This window comes from Qipengyuania huizhouensis (assembly GCF_019711635.1).
GTDB classification, from domain to species: domain Bacteria; phylum Pseudomonadota; class Alphaproteobacteria; order Sphingomonadales; family Sphingomonadaceae; genus Qipengyuania; species Qipengyuania huizhouensis.
This window is the reverse complement of the sequence record NZ_JAIGNT010000006.1, coordinates 102546-117500: the sequence shown is the minus strand read 5'-3', so window position 1 is coordinate 117500 and position 14955 is coordinate 102546. Positions and strand designations below refer to the sequence as shown.

General features: G+C 59.0%; 8 protein-coding genes, 1 tRNA gene and 2 rRNA genes (1 of these 11 cut by a window edge). 7 read left to right on the top strand and 4 right to left on the bottom strand.

Annotated features, from left to right (window positions below):
• The 3 genes from K3180_RS07580 to K3180_RS07570 all read left to right on the top strand — a co-directional run.
• A 23S ribosomal RNA gene (locus K3180_RS07580) occupies positions 1-1761 on the top strand (it extends 1031 nt beyond the left edge of the window).
• A gap of 115 nt (positions 1762-1876) precedes the next feature.
• Positions 1877-1991, top strand: a 5S ribosomal RNA gene (rrf, locus tag K3180_RS07575).
• Between the two features lie 118 nt (positions 1992-2109).
• Positions 2110-2186: transfer RNA gene (locus K3180_RS07570), tRNA-Met, on the top strand.
• 208 nt (positions 2187-2394) lie between these two features.
• Here K3180_RS07570 and ligD read toward each other — a convergent pair.
• Entirely contained in the window at positions 2395-4911 is a 2517-nt protein-coding gene (gene ligD, locus K3180_RS07565; RefSeq protein WP_221539574.1) for a DNA ligase D, read from the bottom strand.
• Between the two features lie 2 nt (positions 4912-4913).
• The gene (gene ku, locus K3180_RS07560) at positions 4914-5744 is read right to left on the bottom strand and encodes a non-homologous end joining protein Ku (RefSeq protein ID WP_221539572.1); all 831 of its coding nucleotides are present in this window, start codon (positions 5742-5744) and stop codon (positions 4914-4916) included.
• A gap of 249 nt (positions 5745-5993) precedes the next feature.
• Here ku and K3180_RS07555 point away from each other — a divergent pair, with 249 nt between their 5' ends.
• The 4 genes from K3180_RS07555 to K3180_RS07540 all read left to right on the top strand — a co-directional run bounded on the left by K3180_RS07555 (position 5994) and on the right by K3180_RS07540 (position 12608).
• Positions 5994-6815, top strand: a complete 822-nt coding sequence (locus tag K3180_RS07555) for an HpcH/HpaI aldolase/citrate lyase family protein (RefSeq protein WP_221539634.1) — start codon at positions 5994-5996, stop codon at positions 6813-6815.
• Positions 6816-7008: 193 nt separating this feature from the next.
• Positions 7009-10143, top strand: a complete 3135-nt coding sequence (locus K3180_RS07550) for a TonB-dependent receptor domain-containing protein (RefSeq protein ID WP_221539570.1) — start codon at positions 7009-7011, stop codon at positions 10141-10143.
• Positions 10144-10236: 93 nt separating this feature from the next.
• The gene (locus K3180_RS07545) at positions 10237-11022 is read left to right on the top strand and encodes a hypothetical protein (protein ID WP_221539568.1); all 786 of its coding nucleotides are present in this window, start codon (positions 10237-10239) and stop codon (positions 11020-11022) included.
• A complete protein-coding gene (locus K3180_RS07540; protein ID WP_221539566.1) occupies positions 11022-12608 on the top strand; it encodes a tetratricopeptide repeat-containing sulfotransferase family protein in 1587 nt (528 codons plus the stop codon). The genes K3180_RS07545 and K3180_RS07540 overlap by 1 nt, the downstream gene beginning before the upstream one ends.
• On the opposite strand, the gene K3180_RS07535 is transcribed toward K3180_RS07540, so the two are convergent.
• Both K3180_RS07535 and K3180_RS07530 read right to left on the bottom strand, forming a co-directional pair.
• Positions 12605-13339: a 3'(2'),5'-bisphosphate nucleotidase CysQ gene (locus K3180_RS07535; protein WP_221539564.1), complete on the bottom strand. Its 735-nt coding sequence runs from the start codon at positions 13337-13339 to the stop codon at positions 12605-12607. The genes K3180_RS07540 and K3180_RS07535 overlap by 4 nt on opposite strands.
• Before the next feature lie 92 nt (positions 13340-13431).
• Positions 13432-14904, bottom strand: a complete 1473-nt coding sequence (locus K3180_RS07530; RefSeq protein WP_221539563.1) for a sugar MFS transporter — start codon at positions 14902-14904, stop codon at positions 13432-13434.
• Between the last annotated feature and the right edge of the window lie 51 nt (positions 14905-14955).

The following is a 14955-nucleotide window of genomic DNA, read 5'->3' as shown; positions in this document are numbered from 1 at the left end:
GTCCCCAAGTCATATCTAAGTGGGAAAGCATGTGGGAATCCCAAAACAACCAGGAGGTTGGCTTAGAAGCAGCCATCCTTTAAAGAAAGCGTAACAGCTCACTGGTCTAAATAAGGGTTCCTGCGGCGAAGATGTAACGGGGCTAAAGATATGCACCGAAGCTTAGGGTTGCAGTTTACTGCAGCGGTAGCGGAGCGTTCCGTAAGCGAGTGAAGGCGAAGGGTAACCGACGCTGGACGTATCGGAAGTGCGAATGCTGACATGAGTAGCGACAAACAGGGTGAGATGCCCTGTCGCCGAAAGACCAAGGGTTCCTGCGCAACGCTAATCGGCGCAGGGTTAGCCGGCCCCTAAGACGAGCCCGAAGGGGGTAGTCGATGGGAACCACGTAAATATTCGTGGGCCTGAAGATGTGTGACGGATGGTGGAAGTTGTTCTCTCTTATTGGATTGAGAGGGCAGCCAAGCTGTTCCAGGAAATAGCCTCTTCACTATAGACCGTACCCGAAACCGACACAGGTGGTCAGGTAGAGTATACCAAGGCGCTTGAGAGAAGTATCCTGAAGGAACTCGGCAAATTGCCTCCGTACCTTCGGAAGAAGGAGGCCCTGGATCGAGGCAACTCTTTTCAGGGGGCACAGGCCAGGGGGTAGCGACTGTTTAGCAAAAACACAGCACTCTGCTAAGTCGGCTTCAAGACGACGTATAGGGTGTGACGCCTGCCCGGTGCTCGAAGGTTAAGAGGAGGAGTGCAAGCTCCGAATTGAAGCCCGAGTAAACGGCGGCCGTAACTATAACGGTCCTAAGGTAGCGAAATTCCTTGTCGGGTAAGTTCCGACCTGCACGAATGGCGTAACGACTTCCCCACTGTCTCCAGGATATGCTCAGCGAAATTGAATTCTCCGTGAAGATGCGGAGTACCCGCGGTTAGACGGAAAGACCCCGTGCACCTTTACTGCAGCTTTAGAGTGGCATTAGGAAAGAATTGTGTAGAATAGGTGGGAGGCTTTGAAGCTTGGGCGCCAGTCCGAGTGGAGCCAACCTGTGAAATACCACCCTGTTGTTTTCTGATGTCTAACCTAGATCCGTTATCCGGATCAGGGACCCTCTATGGCGGGTAGTTTGACTGGGGCGGTCGCCTCCTAAAGAGTAACGGAGGCGCGCGATGGTATGCTCAGGACGGTTGGAAACCGTCTGCAAGAGTGCAATGGCATAAGCATGCCTGACTGCGAGACCGACAGGTCGAGCAGAGACGAAAGTCGGTCATAGTGATCCGGTGGTCCCTCGTGGAAGGGCCATCGCTCAACGGATAAAAGGTACGCCGGGGATAACAGGCTGATGATTCCCAAGAGCTCATATCGACGGAATCGTTTGGCACCTCGATGTCGGCTCATCACATCCTGGGGCTGGAGCAGGTCCCAAGGGTTTGGCTGTTCGCCAATTAAAGTGGTACGTGAGCTGGGTTCAGAACGTCGCGAGACAGTTTGGTCCCTATCTGCCGTGGGCGTCGATACTTGAAAGGAGTTGCCCCTAGTACGAGAGGACCGGGGTGAACATACCTCTGGTGTACCTGTCATCCTGCCAAGGGTGCCGCAGGGTAGCTATGTATGGACGGGATAACCGCTGAAAGCATCTAAGCGGGAAGCCTCCCTTAAGATAAGGTATCTTCGAACCGTCGTAGACCACGACGTTGATAGGCCGGGTGTGGAAGCGCAGTAATGCGTGTAGCTAACCGGTCCTAATAGTTCTTTTCGCGCTTGTAGGATCCATACCATCAACGACAGCCCTGCTGGTTGTCTTTGAGGTGGAGGAAACTCTAGCCGGATAAACGCCCAGTATCGTGCATCGATTTAAACCCATGTCCGCCAGCTCTATTGCTTGGTGACCTTAGCGTCTGTGACCCACCCGATCCCATCTCGAACTCGGCCGTGAAACCGGACAGCGCCGATGGTACTAGTGCTCAAGCACTGGAAGAGTAGGTCGTCGCCAGGCATTATAGCCGGCGGGCATGTGGAATAACCCATTCACAGTTTCAAAAGCCGCTGCCGGTGCGAACCGAGCGGCGGCTTTTTCGTCTCTGGATCACAGGTCCGGGCGAAACATATGGTACCGCGGGGTGGAGCAGTCCGGTAGCTCGTCAGGCTCATAACCTGAAGGTCGTTGGTTCAAATCCAACCCCCGCAACCACTGAAACATACAAAAACCAAGGCTTTGCGGCTCGGATCTATTGCTCCAATCGGGCAGTATCCGGACGGTTTTCTAATCGGGATTCCGATTTTCACCTTAGGCGCGGCGGGTCTAGGGTGTTTTTGCGTGCGCAATCGAGAGGTGGAATTCATGCCCTCTATATTCCCCCGATCAACAGTTCGAAATGGGTTTCGACGGCCGCGACCGATTAGAGGTCGGGCAAACGCTGATCCGCGAAACCCCATCCATTCAATGGTTTGGATTGGGCACGCTTGAGCAGGGTCTGGGCGTCGTCGATAGAAAAAGGATGGGCGTTCTTCATGGATTTGAGCTCGCTCCACGCCAGCGGTACCGCCACCGGAGCTCCGGATCGCGCACGCGCCGAGTAAGGAAGTATGGCGGTGGCACCGCGCTGATTGCGTAGCCAGTCGATAAAGATCCGCCCCTTGCGCTTCGCCTTGCTCATGTTCGCCGTGAAGCGATCAGGTTCCGCCACGCTGAGGGCTTCCGCAAATCGCCGGGCGAAATCCTTGTGCCGGTCCCAATCGTGGCCAGTCGCGAGCGGGACGACGATGTGCACGCCCTTGCCGCCGGACAGCATGGCGAAGCTGGTGAGGCCCAGGTCGGCAAGCTGATCGCGAATGTCGCGCGCAGCACTTTTCACATCGCCGAAATCCAACCCCTCGTCCGGATCGAGATCGAAGATCATCCGGTCGGGGGCCTCGACATCATCCGACCGCGCGCCCCAGCCGTGAAACTCGATCGTACCCATCTGTACGCATTGGAGCAGTCCGCGCTGATCGTCGACATACAGGTAGTCTTCGTGCCCGCCGTCCTTTTCGCGGATGGGTACGTGGTGAACCGCGTCGCCAAAGCTCCCGCTGTCATGCTTCTGGAAAAAGCACTTCTTTGCCCGGCCTTGAGGGCAGCGGACGAGGCTTATCGGGCGCCTTGCAGCGAAGGGCAGCATCAGCGGGGAAATGACTTCGTAATAGTCTGCCAGATCGCCCTTGGTCTGGCCGCTGTCGGGGAAGATTACCCGGTCGCGGCTGGAAATCTCGACGGCCTTTCCTGCGGCCGGACCGGGCTTCGCCTTCTCCGGTTTGACGCTGGCGGCATCCTTGTCTTCGCGCAGGCCGAGGAAGCTTGCGTGGCGCACGTTTCCATCGGCAGTGAATTCCGTAAAGGCGATTTCCGCGACCAGTTTGGGGGTAATCCAGGTCACTCCGCGGGACGAGGCGCGGTCCACATGCGCTGCAGGGGTCTTGCGGATCAAGCGCTTCATCGAGGCTGAAACACTGTCCAGATCGTCCGATGCAAAGCCTGTTCCGACATTGCCCTTGTAGATCAGTTCGCCGCCCTCATGCTGGGCGAGAAGGAGCGATGCAAAAGGGCGACCCTTCGCGCTAGATTTCTTCCAGCCGATGATGACGAATTCCTGCCTCCGCGTGCATTTGACCTTCACCCACGACTTGCTGCGGCGAGAGGAATACCTGCCATCGACGGTTTTCGAGATGATCCCTTCCTGCCCGGCATCGCACATGGCCCGGTAGAGCTTCTCGCCGGCACCCAGGACGTGCTCGGCAACGTGGATCGGCGCTTCGGCCTTTCCGAGAAGCGCTTCGAGCCGTTCCTTGCGCTCGACATTGGGCAGGTCCTTGAGGTCCTCGCCGTCCAGTTCGAGGAGGTCGAAGGCGTAGAGAGCAAGGCGGTCGGAGCCGGTCTGGGATCCGTGACCTCTCTTCAGCACCTTCTGCAGGCTGGAGAAATCCGGATTGCCCTTGGCATCATAGGCGACGATCTCGCCGTCGATCAGGCAGGCAGGGAGATCGAGACCGGCGATGGCCTCGACCAGCGGGCCGAACTTGTCGGTCCAGTCCTTGCCGTTGCGCGTATAGATGCGGACCTTGTCGCCCTTCGCGGCGACCAGCGTGCGGTAACCGTCGAACTTGATTTCGTGCAGCCACCGATTGCCTGCGGGCACCGCGTCCACCAGCGTGGCGAGCTGGGGTTTGCGGTATTTCGGCAGCGGTGCGGGTTTGCGGCGCTTCGAAGTGCCCTTTTTCGCGTTTCGCTGCGAAGCCTTCTCCATCTGGGCGAGAAAGGCGTCGTCCTTTTTGCCCGCGAGCGAATATTCGCCTTCCTTGTCCGCGGCAATTTCGGCCATGGATCGGCCGGTGAGCACGCTGGTGAGTTCGCGCTCCACCAGCGCATCGCCCTCTTCGGCGCATTCGTCCTGCAGTTTGCGCAGCAGCCAGTTTTCCCGCTTTTCCTTGGCCTTCTTCTTCAGGCGGATGAGCAGCCATTCACCCTTCATCCGTTCGCCATCGAGGCGGAAATGGAGATGTCCCTTGTCGAGGTCCTTCGCGGTCTTGCCTTCGACCGGCTGCCAGCTTCCCCGGTCCCAGAGCATCACCGTGCCGCCGCCATATTCGCCTTTCGGGATCACTCCCTCGAATTCGGCATAGGACATCGGATGGTCTTCGGTGCGAACCGCAAGGCGCTTGATATCGGGATCGGGCGAGGGACCCTTCGTCACCGCCCAGCTTTTCAGCACGCCATCGACCTCCAGCCTCAGGTCCCAGTGCAGGCGGGTCGCATCGTGCTTCTGGACGATGAAGAGGTTTCCGTGCTTGCTCCCCTTGCTTTCGCCCGCAGGTTCCGGAGTGCGCTTGAAATCGCGCTTGGCGTTGTATTCGCCGAGGGCATCCTTCGCACCCGCCATGGCTAGGCCGACTTCTTGCTCTTGGCTGCCTTCTTGGGCTTGTCCTCGCCGACGGATTTCTTGAGCGCCGCCATCAGGTCGATCACATTCGAACCGCCGGACGTATCCTGCTCGTCCACATCCTCGATGATCGCCTTCTTGCTCTTGGATTTCGCCTTCTTGTCGATCAGCTTGCGCAGGGCATCGACGTAGCGGTCTTCATATTCGCCCGCATCGAACGGCGCGCTTTTCTGTTCGATCAGCGTATTGGCGAGATCCAGCAGTTCCTTCTTGGGTTTAGCATCGTCGATCTCGTCGAAGAATGCCTGCCCCTGACGCACCTCGTCGGCATAGCGGAGGGTTTCGAGCAGCAGGCCCTTGCCGCAGGGCTTGATCGCGACGAGTTTCTCGCTTCCCCGGACAGAAAGCTGGCCGAGCGCGACCTTTTTCGCCTTTCGCAGCGCCTCGCGCAGCACGATGAAGGCTTCTTCCGCCAGCTCGTCCTGCGGGGCGACATAATAGGGCTTCTCGAAATACAGCGGATCGATCTCGCAGGCGTCCACGAACTGGACCAGTTCGAGCGTGCGCTTGCTCTCGATCTTGACCGCTTCGATCTCGTCATCCTCGAGCAGCACGTAATTGCCCTTGGATATCTCGTAACCCTTGATGATCTCGTCGCGGTCCACCGGGCCGATCCCGGGGACCACCTTCTCATAGGAAATCCGCTTGCCGCTCGGCTCGTGGATCTGATTGAAGCGGATCTTGGCGCCCGATTTCGTGGCGGAGTAGATCTCCACCGGTATCGAAACCAGCGCCAGCCTGATCTGCCCCTGCCAATATGCGCGTGCCGCCATAATTTTTCCCTTCGCCATACAAGCGAGCAAAACGGGAAATCGTTTCAATCCCTGCATGGATCCCGGTGCCGGTCGTGCTTCGGACCTTCTCCATATGGCATTCGGCAGCATCCCGGTCTTGACCATACCGCCCCTCCTTCGCTCTAGGGCACAAGACCAATTCGAGGAATTTGCGAAGTGACCCAAGCAGCACGCCTTCCCGCCCGCCACCGATCATGGCTCTTTGCGCCCGGCGACAGCGAGAAAAAGATGACCAAGGCCGCCGAGGGCGAGGCGGATATCGTGATCTTCGATCTCGAGGACGCGGTGGCGGAGGATGCCAAGGGGGGCGCACGCGAAGCGATCCGCGCATTCCTGTCCGGGCGCAGCGAAGCCGAGCGGGAGCGGCTATGGGTGCGCGTCAATCCGCTGGACGGTCCGCACACAGCGGACGATCTCGATGCGATCATGCCCGTGGGGCCGGGCGGTATCATGCTTCCCAAATCGCGCGGGCGGCATGACGTCGAAGAGCTGGACCGGATGCTGACTGCGCTGGAGCTGGAGAATGGCGTTCCCGCCGGAACCACACCGGTGATTGCGCTGGTCACCGAAGTCGCCGCCGCGATGTTCACGACCGGCGACTATGCCGGCGCACCCCGCCTGGTGGCGATGACGTGGGGGGCGGAGGACCTTGCCGATTCCATCGGGGCGCTTTCGAACCGCGGGCCGGACGGGCAATACACGTTCACCTATGAACTGGCGCGCAGCCTGACCCTGCTGGGCGCTGCGGCCGCGGGCGTACCCGCCATCGAGACGATCGACGGCGATTTCCGCAATCTGGAAGGCCTGAACGCCCGCGCCGGGCGCGTGAGACGCGATGGCTACCGCGGAATGCTGGCGATCCATCCCGCGCAGGTCCCGGTGATCAACGCCGCCTTCACCCCGGGAGAGGACGAAATCGCAGAGGCCCGCGAGATCGTGGCGCTGTTCGAAGCCCACCCGGGCGCCGGCACCATCGGTCACAAGGGCAGGATGCTAGACCGGCCTCATCTCAGCCGTGCGAGACAATTGCTGGCGCAGGTCGAGACCTGATCGATTGGGGTGAGAGCACGGTAGGATTTAGGTCGGTGTTGCGCAGAAGTCGCAGTCCGCAGCTTCGAGGAGTGCGGAAAGAGGGGGTGTCCTTGTAACTTTCGATGTCATCTTTACCAATGGACGCTGCAGAATAGATAATTTGGGGGCATTAATGCATCAAAGCAGTTTGAATTCGAAGCGCCGTTCGGTTTTGAGGGCCGGTGCCGGTCTTGCAGCGATTGCGCTCTCCAGCGGCGCATACGCGCAGGAAACGGAGAGTGAAGAAGAAGCTCCCGTAACCGTCACTACCGAGGAGGCGGCTGTACCGGACGCGATTGTCGTTACGGGTTCGCGTATCACGTCGGTAACTCCGTTCAATAGCCCCGACCCGATCTCGATCGTCAGCCCCGAAGTCGCAAGGCAGGAAGGCAAGCTCGATCTTGCGAGCGCGCTGCAAAGTTCGCCGGTCGCTGCCGGTTCGACGCAGATCACTGCAGCCCTATCGTCCAACTTCGTAACCAACGGAGGCCCGGGCGCGCAAACGATCGACCTTCGCGGCCTCGGACCGAACCGGACGCTGGTTCTGCTCAACGGACGCCGGGCCGGCCCTGCCGGTACGCGCGGCGCAGTGTCGTCCTTCGACCTCAACGTCCTTCCGCTCTCGATCGTCAACGACATCCAGATCCTGAAGACCGGGGCTTCGTCGATCTACGGTTCGGACGCCATCGCAGGTGTCGTAAACATCTTCACCGGCAACCGCGAGGATGGCCTGTCGCTGGACTTCAATGTTTCGGCGCCCTTCGACAGCGGCGGTGAGGAATATCGCGGCAGCCTGGCCTATACCAAGACCTTCGATCGCGGCCATTTCACCATCGCCGGCGATTATTCGCATACGAACGAACTGGCTCGCAACGATCGTGCATATCTGGCTTGCCCCGAGTCGTACATTTTCGACGAAAGTGGTGGCCGCGCCGACCTGATCGATCCGCGCACCGGTCAACCGATGTGTGACGATCTGCGCTGGGGCCATATCTGGACCTACAACCTGATCGACAACATGCGGCTTGACGGGCCGGGCGGACCGAACACGGGTATCCAGACTTCGCCCAATGGAAGCACTGTCCTGCTTCAGTACCAGTACCAAAATGGTGTGGCGGCCGGAAATCTCGGCATTCCTGCCTATGGTGATCCAGCCTACGCCGGTGACTTCGGTGCACCCGAAGGGTTCTTCCCGACCGGGTACAATTCGGAAAGCATGGCGGTGCAGAATGCCTACCACCCCTATGCCGGAGAGCAGACGCTAATTCCGGAAACCGACCTCTATACTGCTTATGCCGAAGGGGCTTACGAGCTTTCGGATGCAGTCGAATTGTTTGGCGAGTTTCTTTTCAACCGGCGCGAAACTTACCAGAATGGCTGGCGCCAGTTCTGGAACTTCGGATGGACTGGAGAGCTCTATGGGACTGGTCCTGGAGACTCCTATAACTACTGGGGCGATGGCTTCGAAGGTGTAAACTTCATCAGTCCTACGGCGATCACCAATCAGGCCGACAACAGTCAGAAAGTCGATTACTATCGCGGTGTCGGCGGCCTTCGCGGCAATATTTCATCGGTCGGAAACTGGAATTATGACGCCTATGTCCAGTATAGCCGGAGCGATGGACGCTACCGGTCGCAGCAAATCCTGCAGGATGCCTATGACACGGGCTATTTCCAATACAGCTCCTGTGTAGGGACGGTCACGCCTATCTCGGGCCGTAACTGCATCGACATTCCGTGGGCGGATCCCGAATTCCTGCGCGGCAATCTGACGCAGGAACAGATCGGCTTCCTGTTCGACTGGGAAGAAGGTCGCACGATCTATACCCAGCTGACGGGCGAAGCAGTCGTCTCCGGCGAGCTCTTCGACCTTCCCGGCGGACCGCTTGGTCTCGCCGCCGGTATTACGGCACGCCGCGACAAGATCGAGGACACACCGGGTGACATTACCCTCGCCGGCAACGCCTGGGGCGCCAGCTCTGGCGGTGTTACCGCCGGTAAGAGCGTGACCACCGAAGCGTTTGGCGAACTCAGCATCCCTCTGCTTGCCGATCGCCCTTTCTTCGAAAACCTCACCTTTTATCTCGCCGGTCGTCTTACCAACGTGACGGCAACGCGCCGGTCGGACGGCGTGCAGGACGAGGATAACGGCAACTTTACATACAAGATCGGCCTCAACTGGGCGTTGACGGATTGGCTACGCTTCCGTGGTAGCTATGGCACCTCGTTCCGCGCACCGGCGCTGTTCGAGCAGTTCCTTGCCGACGAAACGAGCTTCATCAACCAGCGTATCGATCCGTGCATCAACTATGGTGCTGGGGTGCAGAACGGCACCACCTCGCAGCGGGTGGCCGACAACTGCGCAGCAGACGGAATCCCCGATGACTACCAGGGGGGAGGTATCACCGCGACCTCGTTCGCATCGGGCGGCCTTGGAATTCTCGAGGCCGAAACCTCGAAGGCCAAGACTTTCGGCATGGTTCTGACGCCTAATTTCGGATTCCTGCCGGATACGGAATTCAGCTTCGCAGTCGACTATTTCGACATCGAGGTGAATGGCGAGATTTCGCAGCTGGGTGCCCAGAACATCCTTTTCGGGTGCTACGATTCGGAAGATTTCGCCAACGAACCGCTCTGTAATCAGTTCACGCGCGGCCAGAATGCGACTGCGGTCTATCAGATCGATGAAATCTACGACCAGTTCATCAACATCGCGAGCCAGAAGAATTCGGGGATCGATTTCTCCGCCAATCTGTCTCACGATCTGGGCGATGCAGGTCTCTTCACGTTGCGCGCCGAAGCAACACGCCAGCTCGACAGGGATTTCCAGCTCCTTCCGACCTCGCCGGTGGAGTCGAGCAACGGAGAAGCCGGATCGCCCAAGTGGGTTGCCGACTTCCGTGCCACCTGGGCTCATCCGTCGGGTCTGACCGTGTTCTATGGCGTGAACCTGATCGGGGCGACGTCGGACCAGCAGGATTTCGAAGATCGTTACGGCGGCCCGTGCCTGAATTCCTTCAATAACCAGGGTACGGACGATCCAAGCGACGACCTGCCAGTCTATGGCACCTATTGTCCTGACCTCACCGCGGACGCGACTTTCTATCACAACTTCTCGTTGAGCCAGGAAATCGCCGACGGTCGTGCGGAGCTTACCGCGGGTGTCAGCAACATCTTCGATACCCGTCCGCCGCGTGTTTCGGTGCGCAACGGTGGTCAGATATCGATGCTTGGTCCGGTTGTAGCAGCGTCGCAGTATCCGTTTGTGGGACGCCGCGCCTTCGTCAACGTCTCGCTCAAGTTCTGAGCACGACAGACACGGACGGGCGACCGTTCGAATACGATGGGGCGGCATGGCAACATGCCGCCCCTTCTGTTAGGCGATCGGGAAGGAGCGGAAATGCCGGAAATCATCATTCAGCGCGATAATCTCGACGAAGTCGGCGAGCGTTTCGACCGGAAGCCGCTCCAGCAGGGCGTTTTCCTCAACTCCATTCCGAAAAGCGGGAGCCATCTCCTCCGCAATATCCTGCGCATGTTCGTGCCCGTCGAACAGACCTATGCGGCCGATTTCATCCAATGGGGCAATCTTCAGACACATCGTGATGCCTTCGATCCGGCTCGGCCTCAGCTAAGCTGGGGCCATCTCTTTTTCGCCGATGCTTCGCTCATCGAAACCGCCAATCTTCGCCGGATCCTGCTTTATCGCGATCCATACGACTGGGTCATCGCGCGGGCCCGTTTCATTCTGTCCGAGCAATTTCGTGGGAATGTCGATCACTTGCGTACCGGCGTTTTGTCCAGCGATGAGTTGTTGACGATGATGATCTTCGGGCTCCCCCAAAAGTTACCGTCGTTAAACGATATCTACGAACTCAACGCGGCCGCATGGTTGGGTGCGCGCTGTCATATCGTTAAGTATGAAGAGCTTGTCTCCCACGTTCAGGACACCGGTAGTAGCGCGGCAGAGGAGTTTTTCGACGAACTGCTGAGCGCCTGCGGAATCGCCATGCCGGATGACTGGGCCGAGCGCGTGAAGGCCGGCTCCACACGCGATGAAAGCGCGACGGCGCGCGAGAACCTCACAGGCGTGACCATCGATCTTCCCGACACATTACCCGAGAGGCATCGCGAGTTGGTAGATTATCAGGCGCCGGGCCTGCGCAAGCTCTTGGGCTATAGCTGATGCAGGTGAAAGTGGTCCCATCCGTTCATCCCGGCCTGTTTCCCATCAGGGAATTGATGGAGGACAACAAGTTCGAGCCGGCTGCGCAGCAATTGATCGGGTTTCTCCGCCATAACCCCGGCCATCCGCAAGCTTTCGCCATGCTCGGTGAAGCTGCGGCCAAACTGGGCGCGCTCGGTCAGGCAGAGCATTTTCTGCGCAAGGCGATCAATTCCGGTGTCCGAGATTACGAAACGCGGCGCCAGCTTGCGGCGGTATTCAATCAGCAAGCAAAGACTGCAGCAGCCCGGGAATTATTCGAGGTTCTGAACCGGGAAAAGCCCGACCCCAATACGGAACTTATCCTTGCGTCGATCTACGAAAAGACCGGTAACGGCGATAAGGCCAGAGAGATGTATCGCGCGATATCGGATGCGCATCCAGACCATGTGCAGGCCTGGATTGCTTACGGCCACAGCCTGCGAGCGAACGGGCAAGTCGACGATGCAGTCGTTGCCTATCGACGAGCTATTCTGATCGATGATGGTTTTGGAGACGCATGGTGGGGGCTGGCAAGCATCAAGGCCCCCATTCTCACCGACGAAGATCTGCAAACGATGCAAGCGGCATTGGCGATCGCAGTGGACGAGCGGAATTCGGCTCCGCTTCATTTTGCTCTGGCCCGAGCATACCACGACAGGAAAAACTTCGAGGAAGCGTTCGCACATTATCGAGAAGGCAATCAGATCCGCGCGGAATCGCTTAATTACGATCCGGAAGAACTTACGCTCGAAGTGGACGAGATCACCGCCAGCGTCGACGCCGGTTATATATCCCGACTACCTCAAAAACCGGTCGGCGAAGCCGTGCCTGTATTCATCGTCTCAATGCCGCGTTCGGGCTCGACATTGCTTGAGCAAATGCTGGGATCGCACTCGCAGATAGAGCCAGTAGGCGAGTTGCCCTATATTCCCGCAATTCTACGCAGTTTCATGGAGATGGCCACGCGCCAGAACAAGGTTACTGTCACACAGGCTATTCACGGGATGAGCCCTGACCTGGCCGAGGCGCTTGGAAGGGATTACATGGCCCGCGCCGCCCTGCATCTTGAAAAAGGCACCCCGCTTTTCATCGACAAGATGCCGCAAAACTGGAGCAACGTCCTTTTTATTCGCAAGATACTGCCACAGGCGCGGTTTATCAGCATTCGGCGAAACGCGATGGACTGTTGTTTCTCGAACTTCACGCAATCTTTCACCAGTGTACATGCATCCTCATTTGCGTTGGAGCATGTCGGACGCAGCTATATCGAAAATGTCCGCCTGATGGACCATTTTGCCGACAGGTGCCCCGGGCTTGTTCACCCAATCGATTACGCAGCGCTGGTCGAGGGCCCTCAGGGACAATTGGGCCCAACACTCGAATATCTGGGTCTCGAGTGGGAGAATGACCTGCTCGAGTTCCATCGGCTCAAGCGAACTGTACGCACGCCAAGCAGCGAACAGGTTCGCCGCCCGCTCAATCGCGACGGAATGGAAGTCTGGCGTCCCTATTCTCATCACCTCGAACCCTTGCGAAAGGTTCTCGGTAGTCTGGCCGAAGCCTAGCCGGGGATTTTCGCGACCTCGGCAAGCACCCGCTCGGCCCATTCGGGTCGGCAGATGACCAAGTCGGGCATATATGTGTCGGCCTGATTGTAGGTGAGCGGGCTGCCGTCGATGCGGCTGGCGTGCAGGCCGTGGGCCAAAGCAACCGCGGCGGGGGCGGCGCTGTCCCATTCGTATTGCCCGCCGGTGTGCAGGTAGATTTCGGCTTCGCCGCGCACGACGGCCATGGCCTTGGCACCTGCCGAGCCCATGCCCACCAGTTCGGCGCCGATCGCCTCGGCGACCGCAAGGGCCTCCCTGGCGGGCCGCGTGCGGCTCACGACCATGCGCGGTGTAGCCGCAGCAGGAGGCACTTCGATGGGCCTGTCGGTGCGCAGCACCATGTCGAGGCCGGGCAGGGCGACTGCGCCGATTTCCGGCTTGCCGCCGAGGCACAGAGCGACATGGACGGCCCAGTCGCTGCGAGCCTCGCCATATTCGCGCGTCCCGTCGACCGGATCGACGATCCAGACCCGCTCCTTGATCAGGCGTTCGTCGGTGTCCCGGCTTTCTTCGGAGAGCAGGCCGTCATCCGGACGTTGCTGCGCGATCGCGTGGCACAGGAACTGGTTGGCCGTCTGGTCGCCGGCCTTGCCGAGGCTCTTGCCTTCGAACATGCCGCTCTCGCGCACCTGGATGAGGATCTTGCCCGCCACTTCGGCAAGATGGGCGGCGAGTTCGGCGTCGGTCATGGGCGTCCCTGTGGCTCAAGAGAATTCGGGGGCCGCATGGCAGAGCGAAGCTACCTTGCGAACCCCCGAAGTGTCTTCGCGAATGCGAATTCTTATGCGACTGCAGGTCTTCTTGCGAAGATGCCGAAGCCTGCGATGATCGCATAGCAAATGATCGGAATAATCATCGCTGTGGCTAGGCTGCCCCCTGTGGCATCGGCCACCACGCCAAAGAGCAGCGGCACGACTGCACCGCCGAAGATGGCGACATTGATGATACCCGACCCGTCTGCCGCCCGGGGGCCCAATTTCTCACAAGCGAGAGAGAAGATGGTCGGGAACATGATTGAGTTCATCAGGCCGACTGAAAGCAAAGTGAAACCGGCAAGCTCACCTGAGCTGATTGTCGAGATAAGGATGAGGAGGATCGAACCTGTCGCATTGAAGGCAAGAATCTTGCCCGGGCTGAAAATGCGCAAGGCTGCGGACCCGATGAAACGGCCCACCATCGCGCCGCCCCAGTAAAGGCCAATCATCCACTCGACAGCATTTGGCTCGGCACCAAACAATGCGTTCAGGAACTCGGTTATAGGTCCACCATCGGCCATGACGCGCTCAAGCAGAAGATAGTTGATTACTACCGAGCCGATCGAGACCTCTGCGCCGACATAGAGAAAGATGCACAAGGCGCCGAAGCTGAAGCGTGTGCGCTTGAGCAGGCTATTGTCATATAGCCAGACCGCCGGGGCCATAAGAATGAACAGAACGCCTAACCAACCGCTAATCTGAATAGCGAAAAAGGCGCCTGCCGCGACGAGTGCGATGCCGGTAAAATAGCGCTGCCATGACACCAGCGATCCTTCGCCCATGATCTTGGGATCGTGCGGCAGACGATTGCGGAACATCCAGACGGCAAATGCGACCAATGCGATGAGCGCTGCCACACCCAGGTACCCCTGCCAGATCGCCTCGCTACCCTGCTGGCGATACGCCTGCAGTTCGGCGCCTGAAAGTTGGTCTGCCGTCACTCCGGCAAGGCTACCGAGGATAACGGCGGCGCCGACGATGGGAAATACGGTCGTGCCCAGCGAGTTGAACGCCTGAGCGAAAGTCAGGCGGCTATGCGTCGTGCTGGGCGGCCCGAGCAGACTGATGAGCGGGTTGGCCACCACCTGCACGATGACTACGCCGCTGGCCAGAATGAACAGGGCCCCGAGGAAAAGGACATAGGTGGCCGTCTGGCTTGCCGGGATGAAGAGGAGGCAGCCCAAGATCATCGTCGCAAGGCCCGCGACCGCACCGCGCATATAGCCGATTTTCTTCACGAGCTTCGCGCCCGGAATGCCAATCAGCAGATAGGCGGCGAAGAAGCAGAACTGCACGAGCATCGCCTCGGTCCAGCTGAGCGTAAACAGCTCTTTCAACTTCGGAATCAACACGTCGTTCAGCGAAGTTATGCCGCCGAAAATGAAGAACAGGCCGAAGACGAAATACTGGAGGCCCGGTGCGTTCACCGGCGGGCTGTCATCATGGACATCCACCGGATGCGGATCCGTGCTCGACGCGACGTCGGGTGCAAGTGCCATTTCGATTGTCCTCCCAAGTCCCGGCGCGATCCTGTATTGCCCGGGTATTGT

Coding starts and splice junctions, on each gene's coding strand:
- ligD (WP_221539574.1), bottom strand. CDS start 4,911: ATGGCGGGTGCGAAGGATGCCCTCGGCGAATACAACGCCAAGCGCGAT.
- ku (WP_221539572.1), bottom strand. CDS start 5,744: ATGGCGGCACGCGCATATTGGCAGGGGCAGATCAGGCTGGCGCTGGTT.
- K3180_RS07555 (WP_221539634.1), top strand. CDS start 5,994: ATGACCAAGGCCGCCGAGGGCGAGGCGGATATCGTGATCTTCGATCTC.
- K3180_RS07545 (WP_221539568.1), top strand. CDS start 10,237: ATGCCGGAAATCATCATTCAGCGCGATAATCTCGACGAAGTCGGCGAG.
- K3180_RS07540 (WP_221539566.1), top strand. CDS start 11,022: ATGCAGGTGAAAGTGGTCCCATCCGTTCATCCCGGCCTGTTTCCCATC.
- K3180_RS07535 (WP_221539564.1), bottom strand. CDS start 13,339: ATGACCGACGCCGAACTCGCCGCCCATCTTGCCGAAGTGGCGGGCAAG.
- K3180_RS07530 (WP_221539563.1), bottom strand. CDS start 14,904: ATGGCACTTGCACCCGACGTCGCGTCGAGCACGGATCCGCATCCGGTG.